The sequence below is a fragment of the Rubeoparvulum massiliense genome, assembly GCF_001049895.1.
Lineage (GTDB): Bacteria > Bacillota > Bacilli > Rubeoparvulales > Rubeoparvulaceae > Rubeoparvulum > Rubeoparvulum massiliense.
The window spans coordinates 376,221-393,826 of sequence record NZ_CVPE01000004.1; the positions used below are offsets into that span (position 1 = coordinate 376,221).

Annotated in this window: 14 protein-coding genes, 3 pseudogenes and 1 other annotated feature; of the genes and pseudogenes, 5 read left to right on the top strand and 12 right to left on the bottom strand. The window is 40.0% G+C overall.

Features of this window, described 5'->3' with window-relative positions; translation table 11 throughout:
* Window positions 1–30: 30 nt before the first annotated feature.
* The 3 genes and pseudogenes from BN1691_RS04405 to BN1691_RS14830 form a co-directional block, all read right to left on the bottom strand.
* Complete coding sequence (locus tag BN1691_RS04405; protein WP_076850116.1) at window positions 31–1,230, bottom strand: MFS transporter; 1,200 nt, start codon at window positions 1,228–1,230, stop codon at window positions 31–33.
* A gap of 131 nt (window positions 1,231–1,361) precedes the next feature.
* A pseudogene (locus tag BN1691_RS14620) lies at window positions 1,362–1,535 on the bottom strand (ABC transporter ATP-binding protein); the annotation flags it as partial.
* Window positions 1,536–1,585: 50 nt separating this feature from the next.
* Window positions 1,586–1,804: pseudogene (locus BN1691_RS14830) on the bottom strand (pyridoxal-phosphate dependent enzyme); the annotation flags it as partial.
* A gap of 115 nt (window positions 1,805–1,919) precedes the next feature.
* Between BN1691_RS14830 and BN1691_RS04415 the strand changes: the two are divergent.
* Entirely contained in the window at window positions 1,920–2,681 is a 762-nt protein-coding gene (locus BN1691_RS04415; protein ID WP_048601001.1) for a stalk domain-containing protein, read from the top strand.
* A gap of 137 nt (window positions 2,682–2,818) precedes the next feature.
* On the opposite strand, the gene BN1691_RS04420 is transcribed toward BN1691_RS04415, so the two are convergent.
* From BN1691_RS04420 to BN1691_RS04445, 6 genes are all read right to left on the bottom strand, one after another.
* The gene (locus tag BN1691_RS04420; RefSeq protein ID WP_048601002.1) at window positions 2,819–3,151 is read right to left on the bottom strand and encodes a YciI family protein; all 333 of its coding nucleotides are present in this window, start codon (window positions 3,149–3,151) and stop codon (window positions 2,819–2,821) included.
* A 192-nt stretch (window positions 3,152–3,343) separates the two neighbouring features.
* Window positions 3,344–4,102 (bottom strand): ABC transporter ATP-binding protein, encoded by a 759-nt coding sequence (locus BN1691_RS04425; protein WP_048601003.1) that lies wholly within the window; start codon window positions 4,100–4,102, stop codon window positions 3,344–3,346.
* A gap of 3 nt (window positions 4,103–4,105) precedes the next feature.
* Entirely contained in the window at window positions 4,106–6,424 is a 2,319-nt protein-coding gene (locus tag BN1691_RS04430) for an ABC transporter permease (RefSeq protein ID WP_048601004.1), read from the bottom strand.
* The gene (locus tag BN1691_RS04435; protein WP_048601199.1) at window positions 6,409–7,707 is read right to left on the bottom strand and encodes an MFS transporter; all 1,299 of its coding nucleotides are present in this window, start codon (window positions 7,705–7,707) and stop codon (window positions 6,409–6,411) included. Before BN1691_RS04435 ends, BN1691_RS04430 begins: the two co-directional genes overlap by 16 nt.
* Window positions 7,700–8,359, bottom strand: a complete 660-nt coding sequence (locus BN1691_RS04440; protein WP_048601005.1) for a TetR/AcrR family transcriptional regulator — start codon at window positions 8,357–8,359, stop codon at window positions 7,700–7,702. Before BN1691_RS04440 ends, BN1691_RS04435 begins: the two co-directional genes overlap by 8 nt.
* A gap of 198 nt (window positions 8,360–8,557) precedes the next feature.
* Window positions 8,558–8,899 carry a winged helix-turn-helix transcriptional regulator gene (locus BN1691_RS04445; RefSeq protein ID WP_048601006.1) on the bottom strand — a complete coding sequence of 114 codons (342 nt, stop codon included), beginning with the start codon at window positions 8,897–8,899 and terminating at the stop codon, window positions 8,558–8,560.
* A gap of 108 nt (window positions 8,900–9,007) precedes the next feature.
* Between BN1691_RS04445 and BN1691_RS04450 the strand changes: the two genes are divergently transcribed.
* Window positions 9,008–9,397: a RidA family protein gene (locus tag BN1691_RS04450; RefSeq protein ID WP_048601200.1), complete on the top strand. Its 390-nt coding sequence runs from the start codon at window positions 9,008–9,010 to the stop codon at window positions 9,395–9,397.
* 276 nt (window positions 9,398–9,673) lie between these two features.
* On the opposite strand, the gene BN1691_RS04455 is transcribed toward BN1691_RS04450, so the two are convergent.
* On the bottom strand, window positions 9,674–10,075 hold the full coding sequence (locus BN1691_RS04455) for a hypothetical protein (RefSeq protein WP_048601007.1): 402 nt from the start codon (window positions 10,073–10,075) through the stop codon (window positions 9,674–9,676).
* A gap of 296 nt (window positions 10,076–10,371) precedes the next feature.
* Window positions 10,372–10,610: a binding site (T-box leader), on the top strand.
* A gap of 60 nt (window positions 10,611–10,670) precedes the next feature.
* On the opposite strand from BN1691_RS04455, the gene ileS reads away from it, so the two are divergent.
* On the top strand, window positions 10,671–13,766 hold the full coding sequence (gene ileS / locus BN1691_RS04465) for an isoleucine--tRNA ligase (protein ID WP_048601009.1): 3,096 nt from the start codon (window positions 10,671–10,673) through the stop codon (window positions 13,764–13,766).
* Window positions 13,767–14,148: 382 nt separating this feature from the next.
* Here ileS and bla read toward each other — a convergent pair whose 3' ends face one another.
* Complete coding sequence (gene bla, locus BN1691_RS04470; protein WP_452596102.1) at window positions 14,149–15,069, bottom strand: class A beta-lactamase; 921 nt, start codon at window positions 15,067–15,069, stop codon at window positions 14,149–14,151.
* A gap of 1,272 nt (window positions 15,070–16,341) precedes the next feature.
* Between bla and BN1691_RS15045 the strand changes: the two are divergent.
* Window positions 16,342–16,530, top strand: a pseudogene (locus BN1691_RS15045) (ATP-binding protein); the annotation flags it as partial.
* Window positions 16,531–16,644: 114 nt separating this feature from the next.
* Window positions 16,645–17,088, top strand: coding sequence for a hypothetical protein (locus BN1691_RS14640; RefSeq protein WP_048601012.1), 444 nt, complete (start codon window positions 16,645–16,647; stop codon window positions 17,086–17,088).
* A gap of 64 nt (window positions 17,089–17,152) precedes the next feature.
* On the opposite strand, the gene BN1691_RS04485 is transcribed toward BN1691_RS14640, so the two are convergent.
* Window positions 17,153–17,605, bottom strand: coding sequence for a hypothetical protein (locus tag BN1691_RS04485; protein ID WP_147545631.1), 453 nt, complete (start codon window positions 17,603–17,605; stop codon window positions 17,153–17,155).
* Between the last annotated feature and the right edge of the window lies 1 nt (window position 17,606).

The following is a 17,606-nucleotide window of genomic DNA, read 5'->3' on the forward strand; positions in this document are numbered from 1 at the left end:
TCTTCTATCCGGTGGCAAGGTTAAACAACCTCAATCTAGAATCAGTTCTTCCTGTTGATTCAGTTTAAGAAGATAGAGATACAATCCAAGTGATATAAAAACAGAGATCAGTGCAAATAGAACGGTGAACAATTGTAAAGATATTGCTTCTGCAAAATAACCTAGGATTAATGTAAGAATGGTCTGCAGTACACCTTGAAAGAGTTCTGTAATGGTTCCTACCCTTCCCATAATCGCTTTCGGAATATTGTTTTGAAAGAAGGTAGTGAAACCAATATTTGCATAGGTTAGGAAGAAACCTAGAATAAAAAAACTTATAGCAGCCATTACATAATTAGGGGATAGGTAAAAGAAGGTATAGCCTAGTGAGCCGATTAGACTACCTAAGCCGATATAATGTTTTAATCCAATTTTATGAGAGGTATAAGAAGAGAAAATGGCACCTAGCACCGATCCAACTCCACTAATGGCGACTAAGAATCCATATTCCTTACTTGTAGAATCAAGTACATACGTGATATATGTTGCTTCTTGCGAATCTAATGCAAAACCAATCATGAGAGTACTATAAAACAAGCCAAGTATCATAAAGATCTGCCTATTCGCATTTAAAAAATGTCCTACATGCTGCATATCCCGAATAAGAAAATGGCTTTCTCTTTTAACATCGATTTCATGCTTCGCTTCAGTGTTAGGAATGAAACTAATACAAATCGCACAAACCAAAAATAAAGTACTGGTGGTAAGAATGGCTAGGTCAATATTACATAGACTAATTACGATCCCTGCTAGGGCTGGTCCTGTTAACATCGCACCAGAATTAACAGTACTCATGATTGCATTAAATCTCTTTCTATCATTCTGTTCGATATTATTCACGATAAACACATTAGAAGCAGGGCCAAAGAAAGAAGCGATGACCCCCATTAGAAAAGTTAATATGTAGATTATAAAAATATCCTGAGTCAAAAAAACCAGAAAAACAATGATAAATCTGAAGATATCCACACTGACCATGATCAATTTTTTATTGAATGTGTCAATAATACTGCCGCTCCATAAATTGGTTATGATTCTCGCAATGGGTGCTAATATATAGAAAATTGCTAAAGCATAAGGGGAATCCGTCAAAGCCAATATTTTTAGATTAATCGCAACTAAGTAGATCCACTTCCCGATATTAGAAAACCCGATTCCTGCTATGTATAGAATCAGTAATCTAAATTTCAACTTGGATTTCACACCCTAACATCGAACAATTGGAGAAGCATAGATTCCCCTATCAATTCATGTTTACACCATAATAGGTATTATATTACATACGATCTATTATTGCCATCATAATGCTTCTAAACGATTTTGATTTTTCCTTCACGCATAAACAGAATACGCTCCGTTTGAGCTGCAATCTTTGGATCTTGAGTTACTAGTATAACCGCTGTACCTTCTGCGTTAATTTCAGAGAAGATATCCATAATTTCCTCTGCAGATTTGGAATTGAGCGCGTCAGTTGGTTCGTCACCAAAGATAATTTCATAAAGGACTCATACCATGCAGGAGAGGCTTCACTCTGTACGCCAATCGTACCTTGACCGGCCATTGTGATCACATCATCAAAGGCGAGAATAAAGGTTCGCCCCGTTTCTTTCACCAATTGATACGCATACTCTTCTGCTTCATCATAGGATGTACCAAGCTGTACGATTTCTCCACCATATCGTTGAATTCCGTTAATTTTTGCTTGGGCTGTATTATCTGGAACGACGACAAGAGCAGAGGTGTCATATAAAGAGAGTGTTCTCAGCTATTCCATAAATATTACAATTTATCTTCGCGAATGATATAAACAATATTGCTTGAATATCATCATTATGTTACTATTTTAGTATATTTTTACATAATAGGAGGAGGTTTGTTGTATGAAACGCTTTTTCATGGGGATCATCGTGGGCATTATATTAACCAGTTCCTTTGCTGTATTCGCCGCCAATGGTAAAATGATTGAGGTCATCTATTCAATCAAGGATATTAAGATCAATGGTGTTTCCAAGATGCCAAAGGGTGAGAAACTTCAACCTTTCGTATACCAAGGGAGTACATTCGTGCCATTGCGTTTTGTTAGTGAGAACTTAGGCTATCTTGTTGAGTGGGACGGAGCTACCAATTCCATCTTAATCGATGAAAAGTCTCGAAAAATTGAGAAGGTGGTTTATCCAGGTGATGGAATTAAAAACTCATACTTGGAGGGTGCAGAAGAAAAAAAAGGTTGGCTGCAACCTTTAATTTGGTATGAAGAAACAGTCCGTGGAACACTTTTTGATCTTAACAACCAGGAATTTGATCGATATATGTATTTTTCAAGCAACCACTTCAGTTATAAAAACATAACCACAAAGGTAGAGTTTACATTAGATGAAAAATATGATCAGTTTGCAGCTACTGTAGGATATGGCGAAAAAAATGCAGATAGGTCTCCAGACTATAGATATGATAAGCTCCATGTAAAATTTTTAGTAGATGGTAAATTATACAAGGAAATTCTCATTAAAAAAGATGAACCTTACCATACTGTCAAAATTCCCCTGAGTAATGCTAAGAAGTTTGAAATTATCTATGATCGTAATGCACCAAGTAATGGACTCGCACTATTTAATCCTGAGTTTATCAAGTTCCAGAAATAATTTAAGAGCACTAAAATAAGCAGACCCCCACTAATCTTTCCTTGAAGGATTGGTGGAGGTTATTTAAGTTGATAGATTATCACTCTTTCATATCCTGATTTAATGCCAAACATAAAGCGAGGCTAAAATGTATATTGCTAATTAGCGCTTCTTACTTGCATGATCAGCTTGACAATAATGTCCTCATCCATCAAAAAATTATTTTCTATAGTAGCTTCTTCAATCTCTACAATATCCCGAGTCCTGTAGTAATTAACCTTAGAAAAAGGATCGTTTTCTACATATTGTTTGGCTAACTGATAAGATGGTGCATCGATAATCATTAATGCTGTACCATCCATACATGGACCACAAAATGGTAGAACCCCCTTTTTCTTTAGTTCTCTTAAGTATGAAGCATGTTGTCGCATCAACTCCTCATTCATTAATTCTTTTTGTTTATCTGATAATCGCACAATGAATTTTATCATGATTTTCCACCTCTCAACAATTTCAATACCATATCGAGGTATGTGATAAGTTTTCCTCCTATACCAATATGTTTATTAATAGTATAAGAAATAATTAAATCTACAGTATCTAGTTGCTTGAACCTCTCATGACTTTAACCAAGGGAGGTTCAATTTTGTCCTAACCTATTTCTCTTTCGCTGGGAAGCCATATTAAATCCCTATTTCCCGCATTTTTGCCGTCACTTTTCTCATCCTATCCTCAAAATCTGTGCCAGTGAATCGCCTAAACCGCATTTCACTCACGATCTTTCCGTCACGCATAAACAGAATACGCTCCGTTCGAGCAGCAATCTTTGGATCGTGAGTTACTAGCATAACCGCTGTACCTTCTGCGTTAATTTCAGAGAAGATATCCATAATTTCCTCTGCAGATTTGGAATTGAGCGCGCCAGTTGGTTCGTCACCAAAGATAATTTTCGGGTTGCTAATCAGTGCACGGCATATTCCTGCACGCTGTAGCTGCCCTCCTGAAACCTGAGTAATATCACGCTTTTCCAGTTCGCTAATCCCAACCTTTTTCATTAGTACTCTTGCTTTTTCAGTAATCTTCGCAACATGTTTTCTATGATCCCGCATTGAAGGCAGGATGATGTTATCAAGAAGGTTTAGGTTTTTAAGCAAAGTGGGCTGCTGAAAAACAAAGCCCATCTTTGTTCTGCGTAGATCGGCAAGCTCCTGTTCACTCAGTGCTGCTAAATCCCTGCTTTCAAATGAAACCTGCCCACCATCAATCTCATCCATCCCACTCAGTGCATACAGCAATGTTGATTTTCCTGAGCCTGAAGGTCCCATAATGGAAACGAACTCTCCCTCGTTGATTTCAACGGATACATCATCGAGAACAGTCTGTTTTTCATAGCCTACTCCGAAGGATTTTACGATCTTCTCACCGATAATCATCTTCTTCATCCTCTACTCCTTTATATTTGTAGATAGTTGTATTTGCCCCGCACTGGATGTGCCAATCCTTGTGGCCATGAGTACTGCGCAGATCATCATCAATGGAGATAAGAGATACGCAGTGAGTGGATTAACAACAAACTTAAACGACGATGCTCCGAACGATGAAATAACCGCACTGGCAAGTACCTCTCCCACAGTGTTTGCGAGAAACGTCCCAAGAACAATTCCTACGATCAGGACAACAACCGACCGTGCAACATACTGCGATATAATATCTGAATTGGTGAAACCCAATGCTTTCAATACAGCAATGGAATATCGGTCTTTTGTAACGAGCATTTTCATAAACAACAGAGTAACCAGTACCGTAATCATTAGCGCCACGACCATCGCCACCAATGCGGACTTCCCCACGGCGCTGATGGTGGAGCCAAATGTCTGTGTAACATATTCATCAATATTGGAAACCTTGGCAAAATTGAATTGACCTGCATATTCCGAAACCTTACTGCCCACAAGGGCTGGATCCGACAATTCAGCACATATAATGCTCCACATGATGCCCGCTGCATTGTCGATAAAAACAGCCTTAGCGGTTTTACCGCCGTTGGTAATGTCAGAATAGATGCCACTTACTGTGAAATCTTTCTCCTTCCCCCCAATCACCAACGTAATGACATCACCGACCTTTTTGTTCATCTCATCGGCATTGATTGCCGAAATGGCAATCTCATCTTCAGCGGTAGGTGCTCTACCCTTGGAATATTCGATGGGGAATATGGAGTGGTCGCCCAGTTCAATTTTGATATTTTCTTCCGATCCATCTTCCAGTTTTGTTTTGAAGGTTTTTGTTGTGAGGACAGCATACTTCGTAATCGCACTGTCATTCTTCAGTGTCTTTACGATTGCAGCCGATTTTGCAGAAATATTCTCAGTCTGCTGAAGATCAATGCGCATATGGTAATTTCCAATCCCCATATATTGAATGAAGCTTTTTGCGGAAATGGTGTTGTAGAGGTTTTGCGGGACCACCATGATAAATGCCGAAATCACCAGGACCGCAAGCATGGTGGCATAAAGACGCTTTCTTACAAGAACATCTTTGAAACCGAGAAAAACATTCGTGTTAAGCAGCCTGTTTCCGCTCAGATGAAGACGCTTTGCACCTGTTGATTTTTCCTGTGAAGTGCCAAAACGTATCGCTTCTGTTGCGGATATTTTCCGAAAGCGTCTCAGCACGCCACTTACATAAGCAATCATGGTAAGGAAAACGAGCAATATCCCGATGATTCCGAACAGCAATGCAAAAGAGGAGTTTTCACTTTCTCCCATATACAGCCGTATATTTTCAAGAAGCATATCTTTGAATAGCAGAGAGAGTGCGAAGCCCAGAATACTGCCTACCCCCGCAATTGCTGCGTATTTAGTAAGATAAATCCTCTTGATGTCGGAAACCCGTAGCCCGATTGCCCTCATGACGCCAATTTCACGATAATCTTCTTCGATTTTCGCAAGGAGCGTAAACCGTATACACATCCATGCGATAGCAACAACAAGTACGCTTACAAGAAGGATCACCGCAATCATCAACCCATCTGAAAGTGCATTCATCATTTTGAAAAGCGGATATGTCACTGTCGGTCCATTCGCTTCCAGCCCTGCGGAGGCATACGCAGCTTCGAACGCGCCCATTTTTGACAAGTCCTTTAATCGGAACTCAATGAGATACTCCGTGCTTCCAAAATCCTTGATAGCCGCATAATCATTTTTACTCACAAGGAACCTTTTCGACGAGGCAAGTAGCGAATTCATCTGTGAATCTCGGAGAAATCCTGCAACAGTAAATGTCTTTCCGTTGATCACAACCTTGCCACCAATTGTTGCAGTGTCATCCTTCATATAACTGACTGGAACATAAATCTCCCCATCGGATACATGGATAATGTTTCCGTCTAGATCAAGGAGATAATCAAATTTTTTGTTCTGTGTGCTGAACCCATTGTCCTGAACATTGCCTGCAAGTGATTGTCCGTCAATAAGAATCTGCGTACCGTCAACATTCAGAAATTCAACGACCTGAACATCATCCACATTGCGATGTTGCTCTGCAAAGGATGTAAGCCGCGCCATATTAATTTCACCAGAATGCATCTGCATAAAGTGCGGAGTTTTTGCTTGTTTCATGAGTGTATCGATGGCACCTGAAAGATTGACAGCGAGTATGGCTGAGAGCGAAATTAGCATAGCCGCGGCAGCGATAAATATCATCGTTGTGAGTGTAATTAGTTTGCTTTTCAAAATATCATTACGGATTATTCTGTAGTACATACGTCACCTCTTTTTTCAAGCGTTTTTACCGATTTTAGGTTGTACAGCATAATTGAAGTCACACATAACGAAATTCCCGCCAACATAATGAGTAATCCTGTTCCTCTGCCACTTCCCGTACCAATAATCCTTCCCACACTGTGAGCAAGCGCTCCGTCATCTAATAGCAAAGGAGTAAACACATAATCCGTAAGCACACCTGCAAGAGGATAAGCCACAACAAATCCAAGCTGAGAAATTACACTGATCAGGCCCCACGCTCTGCCCTGAACGGAATTTCCAATGTTGGTGCGGATAAGAAAATCCAGACTTGTGTTGGCGAACGGAAGCATTGCAAAAAACAGAAACCCTGAGATGCTGATCAATAGAATATTTTCACGCAGTCCGAAAAACGCCATAAATATTCCAGCACAAAATAGTGAAACTGCCAGTATTTTCACATAGCCTCTTTTGATGGGAAGAATTCCTAGGATCACACTGGTCACAAGCATTCCAGACGCGGCGAGTGTTTCAACCATCCCTAATACGGAGCTATCGGAAAAAGCAAGTATCATAGGCGTGGAAAGGGTTTGTATAAAGCCAAGGAAAAATGTTATTACCGATGTGATGATCACGACCACAAGTACGCCCCTGTTTTCAGAAACGGCACCCCAGCCGTCTTTAAATTCTCCAATAAACGATTTTACTTGTTCGTATTTCTTTGAAGGAAGGCCTCTACGTACAGCAAGAGTGGATATAACGGTTACAAAAAATGTGCAAATATCAATGATAAGCAATAGCTTAATATCTGAGATCGTGAGCAGATATCCTGCAATGACGGGCGAAACTAAATATTTCGCCGAGCCTGCTACCTGAACAAGACCACTTGCCTTGGTATACTGCTCCTCGGTAAGTAGATCGGTAACTGTCGCCTTGTATGCCGGATCGAGTAGGGATGAAAACACCGAGCTTATGGTAACCCCCACGTAAATCTGCCATAGCTGTGCTTCGCCATTTAGCATACAAATTAAGATAAATACAAGTCCCAATGCGGAAAGACTGTCACCTAGCACCATGAGAAGTCTACGGTCATAACGGTCTGCAAGCACTCCTGCCACGGCGTTTAAAAGAAGCGATGGCAAAAATGCCAGTAAGATTACCAGCGCTACTGTCGATGCCTTCCCCGTCTGCTCATAAGCATAAACCCCGAGCCCAAAGGCTGTAAGTCCGCTTCCGATGGCTGAAATAAGCTGTCCCGACCATAAAAGAAGAAATTTACTGAATGACTTTCCTGCATTATTCAGTGCTGCTTGCATCGCTTCGATCTCCGTTTCCACTGTCAAACATCTGCATAACGACGGACATTAGACTTCCGCTTTCAGCACCCAGCAGTCTTTCCACGTTGAAAATAAACGCCTGTATCCGTGAAGCTCGCTCCTCGTTTGTCAATTCAACCATATCATCATCAAAAACGGTATTCGCATAGGCGATCACCATCTCCATACATTCATAGGGAAATGGTGTGTTGAACAGTCCTTGCTCTATGCCCTCGCAGATTAATTCCGTTAGTATCGGGGGGACGCCGTTGATGATGACCCTTTGGATTTTCTGATGCATAAGCGCGTTCTGCGGCTTGTGAATATGCTCCATAATTTCCTTGCTGCTGTCGCCACGAATGTTCAGCGCCATTACAACGTGAAGAATGCGCTCGTATAAAGGGACACTCCTGTCTGCACCCATTTTCTGCGCTGAGCTAATAAGATGGAGACTATACCGCTCAATCAGCGCATCCATAATATCCTCCTTGGACTTGAAGTGATAATATAATGTTCCCCGCGCAATGCCCACCTTTTCGAGAATATCGTTTGTACTTGTACCATCAAAGCCTCTCTGGGCGAAAAGCTCATCTGCGGCATCAAGTATTTCGCTCTTGCGCTCCTCCGCTTCTTTTCTCACTTTTACCCCTCCTTATAGACCGACTGTCTGTCTATATAACTATACCATTCTATTCCAGACTGTCAAGAGAATGTGCATAAAAAAACCGAGATGAAACGGGAAATTTCCGTCTCGAGCTCGGTATTCAAATCTTTTTTCTCTTAGAATGGTTTATTATTCATAGAAAGTGTTTGTTGGAGTGGGGGCAACAGAAAGAATCTAATCATTTCGGTTTTTTACTCCCCATTCACATAATGCTTCCAGAATGGGTAATAGTGTTTCCGCTTTATTGGTGAGACTGTACTCCACTTTAGGGGGAATTTGAGGATACTCTTCTCGTCTCACCAGACCATCCGCCTCCAATTCCTTTAGTTGTGAACTCAATGTTTTATAAGTAATCGCTCCGATTTGTCTTTTCAGTTCATTAAAGCGTACCTGTTCATTTTCTGCTAAAAGATAGAGAATAACCATCTTCCATTTGCCACCGATCACCGAAATTGTGTAACCAAATGGTGTGTCTTGTATATTTTTAACTTTTCCTTGATATTCAGCCATACCCATATTCCCACTATCCTTTCGGGTAGTACCTATCAAAAAAGTGCGTACTACTTTTATATTTGTGCTCAGTTTATACTGAACATAATTCGAAGTAAAGGAGAGAAATCAATGATGAATACGAAAACCTATAATCACGGTGTTCCATGGGAAGAAGCTTACGGCCTGACTCAAGGTTACTGCGTTAATAACACCATCTACATTTCTGGTCAGTTCTCCCACGATCTGCATGGCAATTTCGTGGGCGAGGGCGATTTTGAGACACAGGCTCGGCAGACGCTGAAGAACCTGGATTATGTACTGGAGGGATTTGGTGTAACGAGGTCGAACATCGCTGAAATGGAGATTTTTCTGACAAACCCGCAAGATCATTTCGAGCAGTGCGTCGTTCTATTCAAAGAGTATGTTGGCGACCATCGGCCAGCTGGCACCCTCATCGGCGTTTCAGGTTTGGCGTTCCCACACCAACTGATTGAAATCCGGGCAGTTGCACACACCGACTAAGTAGGTTGATAATCTCCACCTGTTCCTGAGTTTTTACAAGGATCCAATGGCTTACTATTATCTCATTCAAGATATCACAGCACAAAAAGAAAAGGAATAATGTTACATTTTTTATATCCTTCTTTTAATGCCCTGCTCTATTTGAATATCAATATCTCATAACTATTCCGACTCCATATGATCCTCCAAAAAAACAAACCCCGTAACAAATCAGGACTTATCCTGCATCTACTACGGGATATTGGAACATAATTTTGTTTAAGTAATTGACACACATTAAACTGGATATGTTATCTCAAATTCAGCAAGCCAACGGTGATATTCTCCGTTTTCAAGCCACAAATCATAAAAAGGTGTTTGTGCAATAACCTTAACAACCTTCACAATCATTCCTTTTTTAATCTTTGAAGAGTGCCCTTCCTCTGTCAATACTCGTGCATAATCTCCTATTTGAAGGTGGGGATAATCATAAGGTCTTGGATTTACAGCTTGCAACTCAAACCAAGCAAACCATCTATGCAGTTCTCCATCGGGCAACTGCACAGCATATAGCATACCTACTTGAGGTGAAATGATAGTAGCCTCTGTCCCACTTTTTATCTCTGGTGGATGAAAAACCAGTGATACAATCTTATCCCCAGATTTAAATTGTGGATAACCAATACACCACAATGCCATTATAATCCTCCCTTTAGCGTATTTATCCATTTTATGATTTATGCGCCCATAAGGTGAGTATTTAAAACCATCTACAGTCAAAAATATTTAATGGCAATGGATGCTCTGTATGCGAAAGACCTTTGCAAACTCTGTGCAACGATCTGTGACAAATACGCTCAAGAGTGCGATATGATCACAGATGACCACTGCAAAAAACACCAACATTTCTAGGAAAAACGATTTTTGTTGCCTCATTTTAAGTAATATTTGACAATTAATGAAGTGTTTGTTATTATCATTCTCAATAAAAGCATACAAATTCGTTGAAGAGAAAAAGTAACGTTTCATCTTGATCTCCAGAGAGCTGACATTTTGGTGTAAGTCAGTGTTCAAGTGTTACGTGAAAATCCTCTCTGAGAAGCTAGACTGAACCTTCAAGTAAGTCTAGCCGGGAGTCCACCGTTATAAGGAACACGTATGATTGTACGTTGCTAAGTGCTATTGATCAGATCAATAGAATTAGGGTGGTATCGCGGTTAACCCCGTCCCTTACTTGGGACGGGGTTTTTTGTATGTTTTTATACATTATTCATTTTGGACAGGAGCGATATCAATGAAGGCGAATGAGAGTCTGGAAACTGTTGTACAGCGTGAGAATCGTATCCGTACCTATTGGACAAAAGATCACACATTCAAAAAATCTGTTCAATTACGATCAGGCAAGATACCTTTTGTCTTTTATGAAGGACCACCCACTGCAAATGGTCTTCCCCATGTAGGCCATGCCTTTGGACGAACGATTAAGGATGTTGTAGCACGCTACAAGACCATGGAGGGCTTTCACGTAGAGAGAAAGGCCGGCTGGGATACTCATGGGCTCCCTGTCGAGTTGGGTGTTGAAAAAGAACTTGGTATTTCAGGGAAGCAAGCAATTGAACACTATGGTGTAGAGCCTTTTATTAACAAATGTAAGGAGAGTGTGTTTACCTACGAGAAGAAATGGCGATCATTTACCGAAGAATTAGGTTATTGGGTAGATATGGATAATCCTTATTTGACGCTCAGTAATGATTATGTCGAGAGTGTTTGGCATATTTTAAGTAAGGTTCATCAAGATGGCTTATTGTATAAGGGTCACCGCGTATCTCCCTATTGCCCTCGTTGCCAAACCACTTTGAGTTCCCATGAAGTAGCACAAGGCTACAAAGATGTAAAAGATTTATCGGCTACCGTCAAATTTAAACGTCTTGATGCAGACAAAGAATATTTCTTAGGCTGGACAACAACACCTTGGACTTTGCCTGCCAACGTTGCACTCGCTGTGAATCCAAATTTGACGTATGTTCGTGTACAAAAAGATAATGAGGTTTATATTGTTGCGAAATCGTTAGTTGAAAAAGTTCTTGGTGATCATATCATGGTTTTAAGCGAACATCATGGCCATGAATTTGCAGGAATACATTATGCCCCACCGTTCAATTATGTTCCTGTGGAGAAAGGACATCATATCGTATTAGCAGACTATGTCACTGACGATAGCGGAACAGGTATTGTCCATATGGCCCCAGCTTACGGTGAAGATGACTATTATACAGTTCGACAGAATGGTTTATCCTTTATCAATGTTGTCGATCAACAAGGTCGATACACTGCCGACGTTACAGAACTAGCCGGGAGATTTGTGAAAGAGTGTGACGTGGACATTATTAAATTGCTTTCTGAACAAGGCAAACTTTTTCACAAGGAAAAATATGAGCATAGCTACCCACATTGCTGGAGATGTGACTCTCCCTTACTGTACTACGCAGCGGATAGCTGGTTTATCAAGATGTCGTCTTTAAAGGATACGATGCTTGAGAACAATGCCACTGTGAATTGGTATCCAGAGCATATTAAAGATGGACGGTTTGGTCATTTTCTCGAAAATCTGCTTGATTGGAATATCAGTAGAAGCCGATACTGGGGAACACCTCTCAATGTATGGGTATGTTCTCATTGTCATCATGAAGAAGCACCTAGCAGTATCAAGGAATTACAAAGATTAGCAACCACTTCAATACCAAGCGATATCGAGTTGCATAAACCATATATCGATAAGGTACTGTGTACCTGTCCGAAATGTAAAGGGGTCATGCATCGAACGCCAGAAGTGATTGATGTTTGGTTTGATAGCGGATCCATGCCATTCGCACAGCATCATTATCCCTTCGAAAATGAAGAAAAATTTGAATTGCAATTTCCAGCAGATGTCGTCATCGAAGGAATTGACCAGACGAGAGGATTTTTCTACAGTCTACTCGCTGTTTCTATCCTATTCACAGGAAAAGCTCCCTATAAAAACGTCCTGTCATTGGGACATGTCCTTGATGAACATGGTCAAAAAATGTCAAAGAGTAAAGGAAATGCTCTCGATCCTATGGAACTAATCAAGGAATTCGGAGCAGATGCACTCCGTTGGGCCTTTTTAGTCGATAGTTCACCGTGGAATCCGAAACGTTTTTCAAAAAAGATTGTGCAAGATGCAAAATCAAAATTGATTGACACGTTAGATAATACCTATAAATTTTATGTTATGTACGCAACAATAGATGGCTTTGTTTATGACAGTCAGCAAAAAGGTAAGAAAAAAATCTTAGATAAGTGGATGCTTTCACGGCTACATAGCACAATCAAACTTGTGAATAGCTATATGGATAGCTATCAATTTACTCACGCAACACGGGAAATTGCATCATTAGTTGATGAACTGAGTAATTGGTACGTACGACGATCAAGAAATCGTTTTTGGGCTTCTGGACTTTCAGAAGATAAACGAGCAGCGTATTCAACGCTATTTGAAACACTGACCACAATCTGTCGCTTGTTAGCACCCTTTGTACCCTATATTGCCGAGGATATCCATTTGAAGTTACATCAAGATAGTGTTCATCTACAAGACTATCCAAAAGCCAATGACGCCATGATTGATCTGGATTTAGAGACAGACATGAAAAAGATCCTTAAAATTGTGGAACTTGGTCGTAGTATTCGTAATACAAAAAATTTGAAGGTGAAGCAGCCTCTGCAGCAAATAATTGTATGGCGTAGTGAAGGAGAACACCCTTTAAACGCTTATACTGGTATCATTCAAGACGAGCTAAATGTTAAAGATGTTGTTTTTACAGAAGAATTATCACCCTACCTGTCAATCATTTTTAAATTGAACTTTAAAACTGCAGGTGCTGCATTCGGCAAAATGGTCAATTCAGTTAAAGAATATATCGATTACATCCCCGAAATCGAAAAGAAGTTATTCTTGGATAATGGTCAACTGGAAATCGATATCAAGGGAGACACGGTAACATTACAGAAGGAACATATCATTGTGGAATATCCGGTCAAATCTGGGTTTGAGATGGCTGGTGACCAGCAACTAAAGGTGATATTAGATTTAAACCTTACACCTCAATTAGTGGAGGAAGGCCAGGTTAGAGAATTAATTAGAGCAATCCAAGATACTCGCAAAAAATTAGATTTACCTGTGGAAAAATATATCTCACTTCATATTTCAGCAACTGAGGATTGCAAGGAAAAAATTAAACGCTTTGAGGAACTAATTAAAAAGAACGTACTTGTTCATCACATTAACTTTGAAATATTAAACGATTCCCAACAGCACATTGAAGTAAAATTTAACGATGAGATCGTAAAGGTCTCTTTGAAATATTAGCTTCATTGTAAAAAAGCACTGTGAATAGTTTACATATCACTGTTTACAGTGCTTTTTATTTGATTTCTTTAACTGCCAGACTATAATCAACCGTTTTCGCCAAGTAGAGATGAACACTTTTTTAGCTCTGGAAAGGGTTTATTGTTTACGGAAAATGTTTGTTGGAGTTGGGGGAACAAGTGTAGCTTTAAAATTAAGTTTGAGCAAAAACAGCTAGCAAACCTGCATTTTGCGATAAATAAAAAGAATCCATTTTAATAAAAGATTGATCAAAATGGATTCTTTTCAGCAGATCTAAATTTCGCTTTTATAAAAAAGTTTGATCATTTTGTATCTTGGCCTTAAAGAATAGCACCTTTTTCTTGAAGAACGTTTTGGAAAATCACTTGAAAGCATTGAGTGCGACCTTGGCAGCCTTTGCTATAAGTTCATTATTATAAGTGGCATTCTTAGTATCACGAGTGGATAGAATCGCGATGATGATGGGATCTCTATTCGGTGGCCAAACGATGGCAATATCGTTTCGTGTTCCGTAGTCTCCTGCTCCTGTTTTATCGCCTACCTCCCAACCTTTAGGTACGGCCGCACGGATCAGTTCGTCTCCAGTGGTGTTCTCCCGCATCCAATCTGTAAGGATTGTACGCTTATCATTCGGGAGAACGTCATCGACCGTGAAAGCCTTCAGGTTGGTGGCAAGCGCTCTTGCTGTACTTGTATCACGGATGTCTCCTGGGATGGCACTGTTCAAATCAATCTCGAAGCGATCTGCCTCGGTGACATTATCATCGATCTGCCGCAGTGCTTTTTCGAATCCATTAGGACCGCCCAGTTTCTGCAATAAAAGGTTCCCTGCGGTATTATCGCTGTAACGGATAGCAGCATCGCAGATTTCTCTAAGGGTCATTCCGGTATCCACGTGTTGCTCTGTGATTGGAGAATACGTAACTAGGTCATCTTTAGTGTAGGTGATTACCTCGTCAAGTTTGTCAATCGAGTTTTGTTGCAGCACTGCCCCTGCGGCCAGAACCTTAAAAGTGGATGTGTAAGCGAACCGTTCATCAGGTCGATAAGCCACCGTGCGATTTGTGCTAGTGTCGATAGCATAGACGCCGAGCCGAACATCAAACTCTTTCTCAAGCTGCATGAACTTTCGGCTGGTCTCATGATTTGTACTTTTTGTTTGCTCTACTTTTTCTTTTGCTTTGGTCTGCTTAGATCCGTCTCCAAAGAAGCTTAAACTTATAAGACTTAAACTTAACAGCCCAACACACATCCATACTTTTAACATCCTTACGTTTTTCAAAATAATCAGTCCTCTCCCATTGCTCTTTGTACCTTTTCATCTAAATGCCCATTTTTTGAAAAAAGATTGATTAAAACAAGTCGTTTTCTTACGTTAAATATACACTTTTTATAAAAAAGTTTAATCAAGACTCTTTTGAAACCTTACTAAATCAAGGCTTTAATCATTTTAGACATTAAATTTAAATGCACTTTTTTTCAAAACGGTACGACTTTTTTATAAACGACTTCAATTTATTTTAAATCTACATTTTTAACCCATTTCTCAACTTTAGATGTTCTTCTTTTAGAGATAAAAACACCCTTTTAGAAAATAGTATCCATAAGTGTCAAATGATGCAATCTTTTTATAAACGGTTAAACTTTATTTCAAACAAACAGTGCTCCCATCGAATAAACTCTTTCCATCCCCCAATCCCCCCTCACCCTTACTCCCACCTACCTTCCCGCCACTTTTCCCATTTTATTCTATGTAATTTCATGAATCCACCCCCCTTCTTTTCACCAAAAGGGAATTTCTGGCTTGGGAAATAATAATAAAGTCTTTCCACGATTCTCCATAGTTTGTAAGTAGTATACAAGATTTATGCTAATTTACTGTATTTTTATACTTCTACCTTCTCTCGTTTTCTCCCATGCTTGTCCCTTGCTTGTATCTTGCTTTCTTCCCCCTTTCCCCTCAAGCGAAGCGACCCTATCTCCTTAAGCGAAGCGCAGCGTCCCTTTTTACCTCTTGCCTTCTCCCCCCTTTTTCCCCGATGTTTTCCCTTGCTTGCCTCTTGCTTTCTCCTGGCTTTTTCCCCTTTTCCCTGTTCCCCTCAAGCGAAGCGACCCTCTTCCCTTGAGCGCAGCGACACTTCTATCCCTCTTCCCCCTGCACAAAAAAACACCGAGCTGAAACGGGAAATGTCCGTCTCATTCTCGGTCTTGGAAACACTTTTTTAGCTCTGGAAAGGGTTTATTGTTTGTGGAAAATGTTTGTTAGAGTTGGGGCAGCACGATTCGTTATCATGAGAATGCATTCCAATACTTTGGTGGAATACCAAAAGAGATGGTCTACGACCAGGATCATCTCATTACAGTGAGTGAAAATACAGGAGATGTCATTTTAGCCGGGGATTTTCAAATCGATAAACAGGGGCGAGACTTTCATATCTACCTGTGTCGAAAGGAGGACCCAGAAAGTAAAGGCAAGGTAGAAAATATCGTGAAATATGTCAAACGAAGATCGCTAAGTACGCGCCAGTTCAACCAATTATAAGAACTCCACTGATTAGAGCAACAGTATCATATAATCCTGCTTTATCCTTCTGGTGTCGGAAAGACACACATTGCCATGGGTCTTGGCTTGGAAGCGATTCAGATCTCCTTCGTGACAATGGGTGAACTGATTTAACTCTTAAAAACCCAGGAATATCTTCGAAAGTCTCAGATTCAACTCAAGAGAATCAAAGAATCGGACGGGGAAGAAAACCAATTTGTGTATAATTATATGATATTATTTGATATAAACCATTACATATTCGTAAGAAAATGCAAAACAAAGATTATTAATATTGTGTGCAGGAGGACGATGATGAAAAAATCATTTAAGTTAATTGTAGGAATTGCAACGGTTATATTATTTTGCTTAATGATTTACTCATATTTTATTGTTTCAGGTGATGAGATTATTGGCGTGTCAAATATCACAACAACAAGCAATGTAGTCATTAGAAAGAGTTATCTGGGCGTCACAAACGAGCAGGAATATCTACTTAATGCTAATCAAATTGAGATGTTAAAAACATTGATTTTACAATCTGATTTTACCAGGAATTTATCAACGGCAGTAAGATTTAACGACAAGGATATGTATACAATCATTATAAAAGATAGTGAGGCTAATGTTTGGTTAAATATCGATTGTATTGGAAATGAGTGGATTTCAATTGCAAATCAATTTAACGGTAAACATCTAAGAATAAACAACCCGAATTGGAAAAAAACTCTTGAAGAAATAATTTTATTATCAAACTGAAGATTAGTACTCCCATCGAATAAACTCTTTCCATTCCCCAATCCCCCCTCACCCCTACTCCCACCTACCTTCCCACCATTTTTCCATTTTCTGCAATGTAATAAACCTTTTCCATGAATCCACCCCTTCTTTCCATCGAAAGGGAATTTCTGGCTTGGGAAATAATAATAAAGTCTTTCCACGATTCTCCACAATTTGTAAGTAGTATACACGTTTTATGCAATTTAAATGTATTTTTATACTTCTGCATTCTCTCGTTTTCTCCCATGCTTGTTCCTTGCTGGTATCTTGCTTTCTCCTGGCTTTTTCCCCTTTTCCCTGTTCCCCTCCAGCGAAGCGACCCTATCTCCTTAAGCGAAGCGCAACGTCTCTTTTTACCTCTTGCCTTCTCCCCCCTTTTTCCCCGATGTTTTCCCTTGCTCGCCTCTTGCTTTCTCCTTGCTTTCTCCTGCCTTTTTCCCCTTCTCCCTTTCACCTTAAGCGCAGCGCCCCTGTTTCCCTCTAATCCTGATTTCACA